Source organism: uncultured Vagococcus sp. (genome assembly GCF_963518325.1).
Taxonomy (GTDB): domain Bacteria; phylum Bacillota; class Bacilli; order Lactobacillales; family Vagococcaceae; genus Vagococcus_D.
The window spans coordinates 62,468-75,841 of sequence record NZ_CAUQJB010000007.1; the positions used below are offsets into that span (position 1 = coordinate 62,468).

General features: G+C 36.8%; 14 protein-coding genes. 12 read left to right on the forward strand and 2 right to left on the reverse strand.

What is annotated here, in order from left to right; translation table 11 throughout:
• Nucleotides 1-51: 51 nt before the first annotated feature.
• A complete protein-coding gene (locus RWN13_RS08350) occupies nucleotides 52-708 on the reverse strand; it encodes an NAD(P)H-dependent oxidoreductase (RefSeq protein WP_314062113.1) in 657 nt (218 codons plus the stop codon).
• A gap of 130 nt (nucleotides 709-838) precedes the next feature.
• On the opposite strand from RWN13_RS08350, the gene RWN13_RS08355 reads away from it, so the two are divergent.
• The 5 genes from RWN13_RS08355 (at nucleotide 839) to RWN13_RS08375 (ending at nucleotide 5,345) form a co-directional block, all read left to right on the forward strand.
• Nucleotides 839-1,180 (forward strand): helix-turn-helix domain-containing protein, encoded by a 342-nt coding sequence (locus RWN13_RS08355; RefSeq protein ID WP_314062115.1) that lies wholly within the window; start codon nucleotides 839-841, stop codon nucleotides 1,178-1,180.
• A gap of 25 nt (nucleotides 1,181-1,205) precedes the next feature.
• Nucleotides 1,206-1,505, forward strand: a complete 300-nt coding sequence (locus tag RWN13_RS08360) for a hypothetical protein (protein WP_314062117.1) — start codon at nucleotides 1,206-1,208, stop codon at nucleotides 1,503-1,505.
• Nucleotides 1,506-1,658: 153 nt separating this feature from the next.
• On the forward strand, nucleotides 1,659-3,098 hold the full coding sequence (locus tag RWN13_RS08365) for a helix-turn-helix domain-containing protein (protein ID WP_314062119.1): 1,440 nt from the start codon (nucleotides 1,659-1,661) through the stop codon (nucleotides 3,096-3,098).
• Between the two features lie 135 nt (nucleotides 3,099-3,233).
• On the forward strand, nucleotides 3,234-4,595 hold the full coding sequence (locus tag RWN13_RS08370) for a hypothetical protein (RefSeq protein ID WP_314062121.1): 1,362 nt from the start codon (nucleotides 3,234-3,236) through the stop codon (nucleotides 4,593-4,595).
• An 18-nt stretch (nucleotides 4,596-4,613) separates the two neighbouring features.
• On the forward strand, nucleotides 4,614-5,345 hold the full coding sequence (locus RWN13_RS08375) for a hypothetical protein (RefSeq protein WP_314062122.1): 732 nt from the start codon (nucleotides 4,614-4,616) through the stop codon (nucleotides 5,343-5,345).
• Nucleotides 5,346-5,399: 54 nt separating this feature from the next.
• Here RWN13_RS08375 and RWN13_RS08380 read toward each other — a convergent pair whose 3' ends face one another.
• Nucleotides 5,400-6,575 (reverse strand): DUF998 domain-containing protein, encoded by a 1,176-nt coding sequence (locus RWN13_RS08380; RefSeq protein ID WP_314062124.1) that lies wholly within the window; start codon nucleotides 6,573-6,575, stop codon nucleotides 5,400-5,402.
• Nucleotides 6,576-6,756: 181 nt separating this feature from the next.
• Here RWN13_RS08380 and RWN13_RS08385 point away from each other — a divergent pair, with 181 nt between their 5' ends.
• From RWN13_RS08385 to RWN13_RS08415, 7 genes are all read left to right on the forward strand, one after another.
• Nucleotides 6,757-7,116 carry a RidA family protein gene (locus RWN13_RS08385; protein ID WP_314062126.1) on the forward strand — a complete coding sequence of 120 codons (360 nt, stop codon included), beginning with the start codon at nucleotides 6,757-6,759 and terminating at the stop codon, nucleotides 7,114-7,116.
• Nucleotides 7,117-7,294: 178 nt separating this feature from the next.
• The gene (locus RWN13_RS08390; protein ID WP_314062128.1) at nucleotides 7,295-9,187 is read left to right on the forward strand and encodes an HTH domain-containing protein; all 1,893 of its coding nucleotides are present in this window, start codon (nucleotides 7,295-7,297) and stop codon (nucleotides 9,185-9,187) included.
• Nucleotides 9,188-9,196: 9 nt separating this feature from the next.
• Nucleotides 9,197-9,505 carry a PTS lactose/cellobiose transporter subunit IIA gene (locus RWN13_RS08395; protein ID WP_314062130.1) on the forward strand — a complete coding sequence of 103 codons (309 nt, stop codon included), beginning with the start codon at nucleotides 9,197-9,199 and terminating at the stop codon, nucleotides 9,503-9,505.
• Between the two features lie 17 nt (nucleotides 9,506-9,522).
• On the forward strand, nucleotides 9,523-9,849 hold the full coding sequence (locus tag RWN13_RS08400; RefSeq protein WP_314062132.1) for a PTS sugar transporter subunit IIB: 327 nt from the start codon (nucleotides 9,523-9,525) through the stop codon (nucleotides 9,847-9,849).
• Nucleotides 9,850-9,860: 11 nt separating this feature from the next.
• On the forward strand, nucleotides 9,861-11,201 hold the full coding sequence (locus RWN13_RS08405) for a PTS transporter subunit EIIC (RefSeq protein ID WP_314062134.1): 1,341 nt from the start codon (nucleotides 9,861-9,863) through the stop codon (nucleotides 11,199-11,201).
• Nucleotides 11,201-12,289 carry a Xaa-Pro peptidase family protein gene (locus RWN13_RS08410; protein ID WP_314062136.1) on the forward strand — a complete coding sequence of 363 codons (1,089 nt, stop codon included), beginning with the start codon at nucleotides 11,201-11,203 and terminating at the stop codon, nucleotides 12,287-12,289. The genes RWN13_RS08405 and RWN13_RS08410 overlap by 1 nt, the downstream gene beginning before the upstream one ends.
• Nucleotides 12,289-13,323, forward strand: coding sequence for a M42 family metallopeptidase (locus RWN13_RS08415; protein WP_314062138.1), 1,035 nt, complete (start codon nucleotides 12,289-12,291; stop codon nucleotides 13,321-13,323). Before RWN13_RS08410 ends, RWN13_RS08415 begins: the two co-directional genes overlap by 1 nt.
• The last annotated feature ends 51 nt before the right edge of the window (nucleotides 13,324-13,374 follow it).

A 13,374-nucleotide genomic window follows, 5' to 3' on the forward strand; every position in this document is an offset into this window, starting at 1 on the left:
CCAGACTATCCGTAGCCATTGTTGCTCCAGTTGAACATTGTCGAAAAAAGATTAGGGAATGACTTGTAGGATTTCTGACATTTTTTGACGTTTTTTCTGGGGCCGTTCTGTAGCACCATATCCAAAACTAACCATATAAGAAACGCCAAATTGTTTGTCATCCATCAGTGACTGGCTTGTTAAATAATTCTCCACTTGCTGTTGATTAAAGCCTTCAATCGGACAACTGTCAATTCCTAAAAATTGAGCAGCTGTCATCATATTTGCCAATGGGATATAACTTTGTTTTGAGGACCAATCAAATAGAGTGCGGTGATTATCTAAAAGTTTAAAATCATTCGCTTGAAATTGTTGAAAAAAGGCCAGTTGTTTCTGGGCTTGCTCTAAGGGAATACCTTTGACATCTTCTATGATGTGCTTGGCATAGTCGCTTTCAGCAGTCAGTGCTTTTCTGGATAAGGCAATCACAAAATGACTTGCCCCATCGAGACTGTTTAATGCCCCCCAAGCAAAAGGTCGAAGATTTTTTTTAATTTGTTCGTTTTCGATTAGTAAAAATTTCCAGGGTTCAAAACCGAAGGAGCTAGGAGAAAGACGGGCCGCTTCCATAATGGTCATAAAGTCCTCTGAGTTTATTTTTTTAGTGGCGTCAAAGTGCTTGCAAGCATATCTGTTAATAAATACATCCATAAAATTTGTTAGTGTCATAAATACACCTTCCTTTCTTCTATCATCATAACAAATAAAAGAAAGATTGGAAGTACGGTAATACATTATATTAAATAGACCTATGGTATACTTAGTATCTAAAATATACTTAAAGAATGAGGTGATCAAATTGTCAAGTTTAGACTGCCCAGTAAAAACCACCGTTAATTTAATTAGTGGCAAATGGAAGCCGGTTATTCTATTCAGATTGTTAAATGGCAAAATGCGATTTAGCGAAATCCAACGACATCTTGAAAGCATTACCCATAAGTCTTTGGCTAATCAGCTTCAAGGTCTGGAAAAGGATGGCCTGATTACTCGTACAGTTTATCCAGTAGTGCCGCCAAAAGTAGAGTATGAACTTACAGATCTGGGGATGTCAATGAAGGCTATTTTGTTAGCGATGTATGTTTGGGGGGCTGAGTATGATAGGAGAGACCAGTCAGAGAATGATGGTGACATTAAGGGTTAAAAATTAGAAAACGGAGTGTATGAAAATGAAATTAAAGGAATATCTCACAGTTGTGGCGATGGAAGAATGTGCTGAAATTCAACAAGTCTTATCTAAAGCACTGCGATTTGGGTTTGATGATACCCATCCAAATAAACCAAGTGACAGTAATGAAGCTGAAATTTTGACCGAATATTATCAGTTGGCAGCAATGATTGAGGAGTTGCAAAAGCAAGAAATCCTTGGCACTTACTCACAAGATACAATTGATCGAATAAAAGTCGATAAAATCGATAAAGTGTACCATTACATGGAGTATTCGAAACAAAAAGGTTTGTTGGACTAATTTGAAGCGAAATACTGAAAATGCTCTACCTATCTTAGCGGGTTGACCATCCGTTTGATAGGTGGGTTTTTATGTTTAAAATCAGATTAAATGCTTAAAATAGAGTTTATTGTTAATATAGTAATAAACGCTCATTAAGTGAGGAGACTTTTAATGAAAAGACTATTGTCAAAGCAAAGTGCACGAGCTCTTGGAATAATTGAGCATTTATACGGTAAGGATTGGGTGATTAGTGAGACGATTGCCTCAGCTATAAATTGCAGTGAACGGACCTTGCGTTCAGATATTAAATACATCAACCATCTGATTTTTCCTGTGGTTATTCGAACCTCATTGAAAACTGGCTTGAAATTAGTAATTCCAGCTAGTCACTCAATTAAATATGTTTATTCACTGTTAATTCAAGATAGTCAAAATTTCATTATTTTGGAAACGCTCTTTTTCAATTCCTTTGAAAACTTAGATCGGTTGGCTGAGGCTGTTTTTCAGAGTCATGCCACCCTCTATCGTTCAATTAACTATATCAATACGATTATTATCGAAAAAGGTTTTACTATTTCAATGGCTCAGCCAATTCAGATTATTGGTGAGGAACATGCTATTTTAGCTTTCTTTAGAAGCTATTTTTTTGAGAAATATAATGACGAAATGCCTGTTAACCGACACGTTTTTGAGGACATTCTAAATAAGATAAACGCGTTCTATCAGCTTGGAAACCCACGCTTATTTTCATTTAACTTAAATGTGGTGACCTTATATGTATTAATTAGAGCGATACGTCTTAAACAATCGCCAACTAACTTATTTTCCAAAAGGCTTGCTGAAGTGCCAGCGACTGAGGCTGTGAGAAAATTAAACTGCGACCTTTCTAAGTCTGTTGGATTAACTTTTTACCATGATTTCTATTCGGATATTTGGTGCTATACTGATGGCCAACAATTTTTCTTGTCTTACGAAGCGTTTCTTGAAGGGCTTCGACAGCCAACGGTTCAGGCTGAATACGATCGATTATGGGAATTAGTCACTGCTATTGATAGTGTTTTGACGGTCCCACTAGCTAGGAAAGAACAATTTGTTTTTTCTTTGTACACAATCAACTTGAGAGAACAATTAATCAGTTCCATCATTGTCGATCAATCACAGGTCATGCTTGAAAATGTCAAAAGGCAATCGCCCTATTTATATACTAAGTTTAACCATGTCTTAAAGGGATTTGTAAAAAAATACCCTGATTTTAATCAGGAAAATCTATTTTATAACGTGATAAGTGCTTTTGAGAACTTTTGGGAATTGAGTTATTTGAATCAACCTCGTGTCAGAATCGCCTTGTATTCAAAATACAATGACTTGACCTTTAAAAATAATTTCAGACTGATTCAAAGTAGTTTGGATAAGCTTGTATCAGTTTCCTTGTTCTTTTCTTATGAGGATATGACCAGTTTAACTGATGGTTATGATCTGATTATCACTGATATTAGCGGGCTAGTAGTGGAAGGCACTGAGATTATCTGTATTCCTTATGACATCAAACTGGATGAATTGGCTAAAGTAGAAGCTTTTTGTTATGATTTTTTACAAAAATCAGCCGAATAGGTCTTTGGTTATTAATAAGGATTCATGGATTTTTTTTAATCTTCCATAAGGAAAAAGGTTGTTGATTGGATTATGACAGAATTAATGATAAACTTTAACTACCCTAGAGGAAACAGAGTGACAGAGGAGTTTTAAATGATGAGTGGCAAACTAAAAAAAATAAGTTTAAATTTAATTCATACGACTCCTTTCGTATTGAGTAACACCGTCATTCTCGTTCCGTATTTGTTGTTTATTGGATTAAGTGATGGAGAAAGCTGGCTTAAAATATTGCCATTTGTCCTTTTTTATACGTTTAGAATGACAGGGATTTTTTTAATTAGAGGTCTGAATGTTGGCTTGGATAGTTTTAGGTTGTTAATGGTTTCGTTTTTTTTAGGTGGAGCTGGCTCGCTTTTTGGTATATTGGGAAGTGCCTATTTTCCTTTGTATATATTATCTGGCATTTTAATGGGGTTAAGTGCTGCTTGGTTGCAACCTGCAAACCTCACTGTCAATTTTCATGAAAAGCAACAAGGATTTGTTAATATGAAACAGGCCAATTATTTGTTTGCTTTAGTTCTGTTAGTCTTGCTTTTTTGGGGAATGTCTTTTCCACGAGAGGTACAAATTAATGTGATGTTTAGTTTATATGCTTGTTTTTATGTGATGGCGGTGGTCACAGTAAAAGGTTATCCGGATTATCCTATAAAAAACGATCAAGACAATACCCATTTGATATCAAGGAAAGAGTTAATTGTTTTTAGTATTTTTTTTGTCTTATTATTGCTTCTCCGCAGTGGGCGGTTGTTGTTTAGTCTGAATGACTTAGATATTGCGATTGTTGGATTTTCAGTGATTTTTATCATCTCGATTATCTTATTAGGAGGGGCCCATAAGAAGTGGCGTTTACCGATTTGGTTGAATTTACTCACCTTTATAAATGGCATGATTGGGAATTTTTTATTTTTATTTGGTTCACTTTATGTTGGGGCAGTCTATGGCTTCAGTCAGGTTGCGACCCATCTTTACATGCCTTATGCCCTAGGTGTGATTTTGGCGATGTTTGGGACACAAAAAGTGACGGGGCTATTTCCAAAACAGCAAGAACTACCTGTTTTAATGGGTGGACTAAGTATAGGATTTATGCTCTTAATGATTCCTGAGATGGCCGTAGTGGCGTGGTTAGTCATTAGTTTCTTTAGAAGTGGCACAAGCTCGTGGTTAAACAATTATTATTATAAAAAAGTAAATGTCCCAGTTGATCAGCGCCTGTTAGTTAAATTTACGACTCAAAATAAAGGAAGCTTAACTCATCAATTTTTATTGATGACATTGATGTTACTCTTAGCAAAAATAATGGGAGAATCTGGTAATGTATTGCTTGAACTTACAGGTGAAAAAATGGTTACGCCCATTCAACTAGTTATTTTAGATGTGACTAAGTGGCTAAGTGCCGGTCTAATGTTACTAGCACTTGGATGTGTGTACCTCTTATGGCGAGGACGAAAAAAATGACATGACAGGAGACCTACCATGGAAAAAAAGACTCATATGAAATTTATTTTGATTCTCATCAGCATATTTTTACTATCGACCCTTTTATTAATGCTCATCGGTGAGCCACCTAAGTCCATTTTAGTTATTATTCTCAGTGGAATGGCTTTTGCTCCCTTGGAAATTTATGCCACTGTTTTCTTTTTAGAAAGCTTCTTAAAGAGACGGGAAGAGAAGGAAAATGAGTTCCGAGAAGACGCCGAGTATTTTTCGATTGCAGAAGAAGAGCAAAAGCAATTGATTTGGTTAATTAAACATAATTTAGGTGATGTTTTTAATAAAAATAGTCAAAAAAAGACTGGGGAGAATTTTTCGTATGTTTGCGCTAATGAGAACCATGTGATTGATCATAAATTGATTAATGAGTCGACGGTGGAAAAGCACTTGTTTGAAGAGTTTGAAACTGTCGGAGTGGTCATCAAAAAAGAAATTTTAGATTTTTATTCCGTATACTTGAAGTTTATTCCTTTGGATATTTTTAAAGAATTACACGGCATTTATCAAATAATCGAGATTAGTCTCTTGTTTAGCGATAATCCCTATCTTTTTCAGGAAAAAGAGACCATTGTGTTAAAATACCGCAATAATCAGTTTACCCAAGAAGATTATCAGCGATTGATTGAGTTAAGCATAAAACAATTAAAAGAAATTAATCATCACATTAGTAATATCGAGAAAATGACAATTGAACATTATAACCGGACTCTGTAAAGAAAAAATAGTGAAAAAGCCTGTTCTCAAAATATGAACAGGCTTTTTTTGTCGCTAATTTAGACGTTTTAGGGTCACATGATAAGAATAATTAGCTTCTTCAGCCATTTTTTGAAGGATTTGCAACAATAGCAAGATCCAAACAAAGGCTAGCATAAAGGCCAGAAGTTCAAAAACAGTTAAAGATAAGTAACCAACACCGAGAAATAGATAGAGGGCAGCGATTAGGGTTCCACCAATTAAATAGGAGATGATTAAAAACTCCCTGGTGACAGTTGGCAATAGCCAGCGAATGCTGATAATTAAGATAATGATTAAATAAACTAAGATACCGGCTACTTGATTATGAAAACCAACGAATGGGCCAGTTGTTGTATAGGGAAATAGACCAACAGCGCCTAAATCAAGGGCAGTAGCTGTTAATAAGAACCGTAAAATAGTTAGTCGTTTATTTTTTAAGTTGGCATGTTGCAAATCAACAAATAAATAATCAATTAAGGCTACCATTAAAAGAGCAGAGTACATCAGTGTTAAATTGAATTCCCATCGATGTTTGGCATCTGAGGTACCGAGGAAACTAAAGTTAAATTGCCACCATTGGTTATCTCTATTAGTAATCATCGCAAGCAAAACACCGCCAATAATAACAAAAATTAACAGATTGGTTAATTTAGATGGGGTGATTGACAGTGCAGAATAGATCATAAAATAATTAACAATCGCAATAAATAAAAAGAACAGTAAGGTGGCAGTAAATAGATCAAACGTGGCGCCTTTAAAGACTAGACCTAGTATTTTGAAGAATACAAGCAATGATAGAGAGAGAATGATAATAAAAGAGACCAAAATCGTTGGGAAATTCCGCCAATAGACATCCTTCGACTTGATTTGAAGCTGCTTACGTTTCCCTTGAATAAAAAAGAAACTGAAACTGAGACTGCCACTTAATAGGCCTAAAACAATCACCAAGTTGGCAATTGAAAACTTACCGACTAAAGGGATCGTGTTGTATCCCGAAAAAAACAAATAACAAAAGAAGCCGAGACTGACAATTATAGTAGGAATCAAAAACCAGCGTAAGGAGATGGTTTGATTTCCCGGTTTATTGATAGTAGGTTCAATCATAATTTTTTGATCAGCTACTTTTAAAATCACATTCGTTTCATCCTCTAATTTAAAGGTCTCTGTGATGGTTTCTGGTAATGAGACACTGTATTCGTTATCTTTCATTTTAACCCCTCCAACTAGGATAATTTTTAACTCACTCTCATTTTATATAAGATTAATTATAAATTATTTAATTGGATTAGCAAGCTAAAGGCTCTTTAGCAGGAGTATTCTATAAGGGTTACTTAAAGATTGATGGTATTGTTTGTCTGACCTATGGTATAATTTTTGGAAGTACCAAACGATGAAAGATGAAGGGAGTATTTTTATGGCGATTTATCAACACACACGACTTGCAAGTAACCAATCTCTTTATATTTCAGGGCAAACGCCAATGAAAGCTAATCAAACACCGAAAGATATTGAGACTCAACTGGATAATGTGTTAGAAAAAATAGGTTTTTTGCTTGAAGAAAATAGGTTAACGGTCAACGAATTGGTGAAACTAACCATTTACATCACGGATGTCTCGTATCTTGGCGCCGTGAGAGCCAAATTAGCGGCATTTATTGGCGAACCTAAACCAACCGCTACGTTAGTGGTAGTGGCTGGTTTGATTGATCCTGATTTTAAAGTTGAGATTGATGGGATTGCGTCATTGTAGTAAAAAAAGACTGGATTAGTGGCCGTTAGACGACCGTTAATCCCGTCTTTTTCTTTGTTTTAGGGAATTCAAAGGGTGGTTTTTGATAATGCGTTACTTTTTGCATTTTAAAAATGAAAAACAGCTATTTTTAAAACGGTTTCATATTAGGTATACTTTAATAGAAAGGAGCAGTCATATGAGAATTAAGCTAATAATGACACAATTATTATCTAGCGATTATCCTGTTTCGATTGAACGGCTGGCCCAAGCTTGCGATGTGTCTAAGCGAACGATCCAAAGTGAACTTAAGTATTTATCGGGTATTGCCACTAAACATGGGTTTATCTTAGAGACCATTAGAGGGAAAGGCTATCTATTAGGGATTACAGATGACCTTGCGCTCAATCGTTTTTTAGATCTTGATTTAGTAGGGAATACGGCTAGTCATCCGGAAGTTAGATTATTACAGATGATGTTTTTATTGCTTGACACCCCAGGCTATCTTACCTCAACTAAATTAGCGACTGAATGTCAAATCAGTCCGTCAACGGTCAGGAAAGATTTAAAAAAAATTGAAGACATCATTGGTTCCTATGAATTGGAAATTGAAAACAAACCATATTTTGGTACCTTGATAAAAGGTAAAGAGCATCAAAAGCGGAAACTGTTAATTGATTTACTTTATCAGGAACGAGAACAAATGACCAGTCAAACCGTTTATGAAGACGTGATAAAAAAAGGAACGTTTTCATTTAATTACGCGATTATCCAAAAGGAATCTTTAGCAGACAATAGATTGTTTAATGAGGACTCATTGGATCGATTAGCGTTGTATTTGGCCATTGGCAAGCATCGTCATCAAGTGAGCAATGGTGAGCTGGACGTTATTGAGGAGGCGCAACTTAAGCCTTTATGTGAAAAGATTCTCATAAGTGCCTGGCCAAGCTGTGCAAACAAAGAGGAAGAAATTCATTTATTAATGAACGAAATGCGAGATGTTGGATCTTTCGAAAAGAATCAAGAGAGCCAGGAGAAGCAAATTATTGGTCGAATTAAACGCTCATTAGCTCAAGTTGATCAAAAATTTTCTACGACTTTTAACGAGGATCAAGAGTTGGTTATGTCATTAAAAAACCATCTTTTGCCTCTAATTGAGAGAGTCATTAGTGAAAATCAACTAGAGAACCCCTTAATAGATGATGTTTACGCCCGTTATGCCGATGCGTTTAGTGTCAGCCTCTATTTTATTGAGGTGTTTAATGCCATGACGAATCATCAAATCACCGCTGATGAGGTGGCCTATCTTTCACTTTATTTTGCGGGAAGTATTGAGAAACAAAAGAACCAGAATTTGAAGCGTTACCGACGAGTTTTGATTGTGTGTACAAGTGGAGGTGGAGCGGCTTACTTATTAAAGATGAAGCTGGAAAGTATTTTCATTGGAGCGGAAATCGAAACCACATCGGTTGTTAATTTAGAACAAATAGATCAAAGGGATTACGACATTATTTTATCAACGATGATGTTTGACTTAGAACATGCAGCTATTCCTGTGATTAAATTGACTAATTTTTTGGATGATGTCGAGCAGGAGCAACTGAAGCGCTATATTAAAACAGGGACTTTTGATAAAGGCTTTACGAGTATGAATGATTTCAGTTTATTGGATCTTTTTAAACCGGATTGTTTTGAGATTGTTGAAGCAGATGATTACTTAGGCTTACTGGAAAGTCGAGCAAAACGGCTAAGTGTCCTTGGCTATGCCAATGCCGATTATCCAGCCAATGTTTTAAAGCGCGAACTCAGTATGACGACCATCTATGGGCAAGGCATTGCCGGTCCTCACGGGATTGAGATGGGCGCCATTAAAGAATGTTTGGATGTTATTATTTTGAAACAGTCTTTGATCTATCAAGATAAAAAAGTTAAGCTAATTTTTCTTATTAATCTTGATAAAGGACATCTTCATTTACATAAGCAAATCAGCCGATTAATTATGACCTTAATGTCAGATTCGACTGCTCGCAAACGAGTGGAAGCGGCCACAGACTTCGATGATTTTATAAAAAAAATAAAAAACACACTTTAGGAGAATGATATGGAGACACAGGAAAAAGATATATTTCAACTTATTGCCATTTCAGGGGACAGTCGAGGGGCGGCATTTGCGGCTTTGCGACTTGCTCGTAAAAAAAAATATGATGAAGCGACGCAAAAATTAGAAGAGGCCCGTCTGAAAGCAACGGAAGCACACAATATTCAAACAGCCCTAATTACAAAAGAAATCAATGGGGACAGTGATCCAGTAACTCTTTTAGGCGTCCATGCTCAAGATCATTTGATGACGACACTGTTGGCACGAGATTTAATTGAAGAACTAATTATGTATATGGAAGAACGAGACTAACCAAAGGAGGAAATAACATGAACATTTTATTAGTATGTGCAGGTGGTTTTTCAACCACAATGATGATGGAAGAAATGAAGAAAGTAATCAATGGGTCGAAAAAATTGGATATTGCTGATTTTCCAATGGAAGCAGTAGGTGTAGATCGACTGCCAAACGTGATTGATGATTATGACGTGATTTTAGTTGGTCCCCAGTTAAGTCATAAATTTGATTATGTCAAAGGGGAAGGGGATCAACGAAACATCCCAACGGTCTTATTAACATCGGAAATATATGGGGCAATGGATGGGGCAACAGTCGTGAAACAAGCGATTTTAGCTTACCGTAAAAATCAAGCTTAGGAGGTAACAAGATGGAAAATGGTAAAGGGTTTTTTGGTAAAATTGAAGGATTAATCGGCAAAACATTAGTTCCAATTGCCAATAAAGTTGACAATCAACCGCATTTAACGGCGGTGAAGAAAGGGATGGTTGTGCTAACGCCAGTACTACTTTTAGGGTCAATGGCAGCAATCTTTCCATCCATTCCAGAATTTATTCAAACGAGTGGCGTTCAGAATTGGTTTGAGACATACGGTTATATTTTTGATTTGATTACGAAAGCCACACTTGGTTTAGTTGGTCTCTATGCCGTAATGGGCATTAGTTATTTTCTGAGTGAGCAATATCAATTGTATACGATTGGTTCGGTTTGTCTCTCATTGATCGGTTTTCTTCTCGTCTCTTTAAATGTGGATGAAAATGGCAATATCGTTTCGACTTATTTGGATTCAAAAGGTCTTTTTACAGGGATTTTTATCGCTTTAATCTCTGTTGAAATTTATCGCTTTTTTACAAAACATAAGTTAGTGATTAAAATGCCGGAAGGGGTGCCGGATTTTGTTTCCAGCTCCTTTGAATTGATTACTCCAACGGCTGCAATTGGTGTGCTCTTTATTATTATTAGAATGATTACTGATTCTTTAACAGGAGGTGTCTTACTTCCACAAGTAATCATGAACGTTTTAGCGCCTGCAATTGGAGGCATGGATTCCCTTTGGGTGATCTATTTAGTCTTAGTCTTACGGTTAACTTTTTGGTTTTTTGGGATTCACTCTGCGGTGTTATCAACCATTATATCGCCAATTATTGTGCAATACTTATCAGAAAATATTTCAGCAAAAGCTGCTGGTGAAGTATTACCTCACGTATTAACTGGTGGTGGGATGTCAGCATACGCAAATTTCACAGGTTCTGGTGTAACGATTGGTCTGGTGATTGCGATGATTCTAAGCAAGTCCAAACGCTATAAAAAAGTTGGTGCAGTTGCTTTACTGCCATCTTTATTCGGTATAAATGAACCGGTTCTTTTCGGGGTACCGATCATCTTAAATCCAATTTTAATGATTCCGTTTATCTTTGGTGGTTCTTTAGTGGGCCTCTTGCCATTTGTTTTTATGAAGTTAGGTTTCCTCAATTATCCAATATTCGATCCTCCGTATGTTCCGGTCTTTCTTGAAGGTTTTTTAGTCGGATTTGATTGGCGTTCAATTATTGCCAATGGGTTACAAATTATTTTGTCAGTCGGCCTATACTGGCCTTTCTTTAAAGTGTTAGAGAAGCAGGAATTAATCCGTGAACAACATGTTGAAGCGTCTAAACAATCGATTATTTCAGATGAAGATGAAGGCTTATTAGGAGATTTGGATTTTTAATGATAACTAACCAAATAAATCCTAGAGTAGAAAAACTTCAACATTATTTATCAACCCAATCGATTGAGGGGCTGTTAGTAACCGATAAGCCTAATAAATTTTATTTATCAGGCTTTAATGGAACAGATGTCGCTCTTTTAATCACCAAAGACCTTTCGTGGATTATTGCTGATGGTCGTTATTTGGAAGAAATAAAAAAAGAAGTAACAGGTTTTAGTGTGATTGATAATAAGGGAGATATGATTAAGACGCTTGTCTCCCTTGTTAAAGACCAACAGTTAACTTGTTTAGCTGTTGAGGCAGATAATCTAACCCTTAAGTGGTTTTTGGAGATGCAACATGGATTAAAGGGGCAATGTGACCTCTTTCCGACACAACATATTATTGAGCAGTTACGAATGATTAAAGAGCCAGCTGAATTAGCTATTTTAAAAAAGGCAGCTGAACTAACTGATTTGGTCTATGATCATTGTTTGAAAATTACTAAACCAGGAATGACAGAAGCCATGCTTGCGGTTGAACTTGAACATTATATGAGACAGCAAGGGGCAGATGGTTGTTCATTCGAAACAATCGTTGCTTCTGGTAACCGTAGTGCGATGCCTCATGGTCATGCCAGTCATAAGTTGTTGGCTAAAGGTGAGCTAGTGACCGTCGATTTCGGCGTAAGGTATCAGGGGTATTATACTGATATGACGCGAACTTTTGCAATAGGCCAGGTTATGCCTGAATTGAAACATATCTACAAAATTGTCAATCTGGCTGGCTTAAAAGCTTTTGGGGAATTAAAGGCAGGCATGACAACAGGTGATTTGGATCAGATTTGCCGCGATTATATATATCAGGCGGGTTATGGTGATTATTATAATCATGGTACCGGTCATGGGATTGGCTTAAGTTGCCATGAATATCCCTATATTAAAACTGGCTTAACAGAGGTGTTGCAGAAAGAAATGACGTTTACGATTGAACCGGGTATTTATTTGCCCGATTATGGTGGTGTTAGAATTGAAGATGATATTTATTTGAATAGTCAAGGATATGGAGAAAGTTTGACTAAATCAACGAGAGATTGGATTGAATTGTAGTGAAAAAACAATTAATAGACCTCATGAAAGCTGATGCTATTGCCGGTAGAGAGCAGGAAGTACGAAGAGTCATTATCGATTATTTGACCCCTTTTGATATCAAGTTAGAAAGAGATGGTTATGGCAATCAATATGCTTCATTAACTAATGGCAGCCAAAAACCTAAACTAATGATCATCGCCCATATGGATGAAGTCGGATTTATGGTCAAGCATATAACCGCAGATGGGTTTATTTATACTCAACCTTTTGGCGGCTGGAATTCCCAAGTTGTTTTGGGCCAACGGGTGACGGTGACGAGTAGACAAAAGGGAAGCAAGTATCGAGGTGTTTTTGGAACGACAGCAAAGAAAGGGCAGAACCCTCAAGAACCAGTGACATTAGGAGAAATGTACGTAGACATTGGCGCCAAAAATCAGAGTGAAGTCGAAGCTTTGGGCATTCAAGTAGGTGACATGATTACGCCTTCTGGTGAGATCGAGGAGTTACCTAATAATTTGATTTTAGGCAAAGCTTTGGATGATCGGTCAGGTTGTGTAATTTTACTGGAAGTTTTAAATCGTTTATCAAAAGAAGCACATTTAAATGTGGAAGTTGTTGGAGTCTTTTCTGCTCAAGAGGAAGTCGGTACCCGAGGTAGTTTTGTTGCCGCTGCTAAAATCAACCCTTATGAAGCCTTAATTTTAGATGTGGCCACAGCCAAAGACACACCAGGAGCCGATCAATATCAAAATCGTTGCTTAGGACATGGCCCTGGCATTGTTTGGTTTGATAAGACGGCAGTCTCAGATGTCAAGCTAAGTGATAGAGTGATAGCCATTGCAAAAAAAGAGGGGATTCCCTTCCAGCACGACGTCTTTGCTGGTGGTGGAACAGATGCAGGTTCGGTACAATTAGCAGGTGGTGGCGTGCCAACTGTCGGATTAAGTCTCGGTGTTCGCTATTGTCATAGCGGCTCTTCTATCGCTAGTTTAGTTGATATGGAGGCATCAGTCAATCTAATCGTGGCTTATGTAAAATCAATTAATAGATAAGGGAGCGATTATTCCGATTTCTCCCATGATTTGGCAACAAAAAGAAGGTTC

Excerpts from the sequence above, each read along its gene's own strand:
- RWN13_RS08350 (WP_314062113.1), bottom strand. The coding sequence starts at position 708 with ATGACACTAACAAATTTTATGGATGTATTTATTAACAGATATGCTTGC.
- RWN13_RS08360 (WP_314062117.1), top strand. The coding sequence starts at position 1,206 with ATGAAATTAAAGGAATATCTCACAGTTGTGGCGATGGAAGAATGTGCT.
- RWN13_RS08365 (WP_314062119.1), top strand. The coding sequence starts at position 1,659 with ATGAAAAGACTATTGTCAAAGCAAAGTGCACGAGCTCTTGGAATAATT.
- RWN13_RS08370 (WP_314062121.1), top strand. The coding sequence starts at position 3,234 with ATGATGAGTGGCAAACTAAAAAAAATAAGTTTAAATTTAATTCATACG.
- RWN13_RS08375 (WP_314062122.1), top strand. The coding sequence starts at position 4,614 with ATGGAAAAAAAGACTCATATGAAATTTATTTTGATTCTCATCAGCATA.
- RWN13_RS08380 (WP_314062124.1), bottom strand. The coding sequence starts at position 6,575 with ATGAAAGATAACGAATACAGTGTCTCATTACCAGAAACCATCACAGAG.
- RWN13_RS08385 (WP_314062126.1), top strand. The coding sequence starts at position 6,757 with ATGAAAGATGAAGGGAGTATTTTTATGGCGATTTATCAACACACACGA.
- RWN13_RS08390 (WP_314062128.1), top strand. The coding sequence starts at position 7,295 with ATGAGAATTAAGCTAATAATGACACAATTATTATCTAGCGATTATCCT.
- RWN13_RS08395 (WP_314062130.1), top strand. The coding sequence starts at position 9,197 with ATGGAGACACAGGAAAAAGATATATTTCAACTTATTGCCATTTCAGGG.
- RWN13_RS08400 (WP_314062132.1), top strand. The coding sequence starts at position 9,523 with ATGAACATTTTATTAGTATGTGCAGGTGGTTTTTCAACCACAATGATG.
- RWN13_RS08405 (WP_314062134.1), top strand. The coding sequence starts at position 9,861 with ATGGAAAATGGTAAAGGGTTTTTTGGTAAAATTGAAGGATTAATCGGC.
- RWN13_RS08410 (WP_314062136.1), top strand. The coding sequence starts at position 11,201 with ATGATAACTAACCAAATAAATCCTAGAGTAGAAAAACTTCAACATTAT.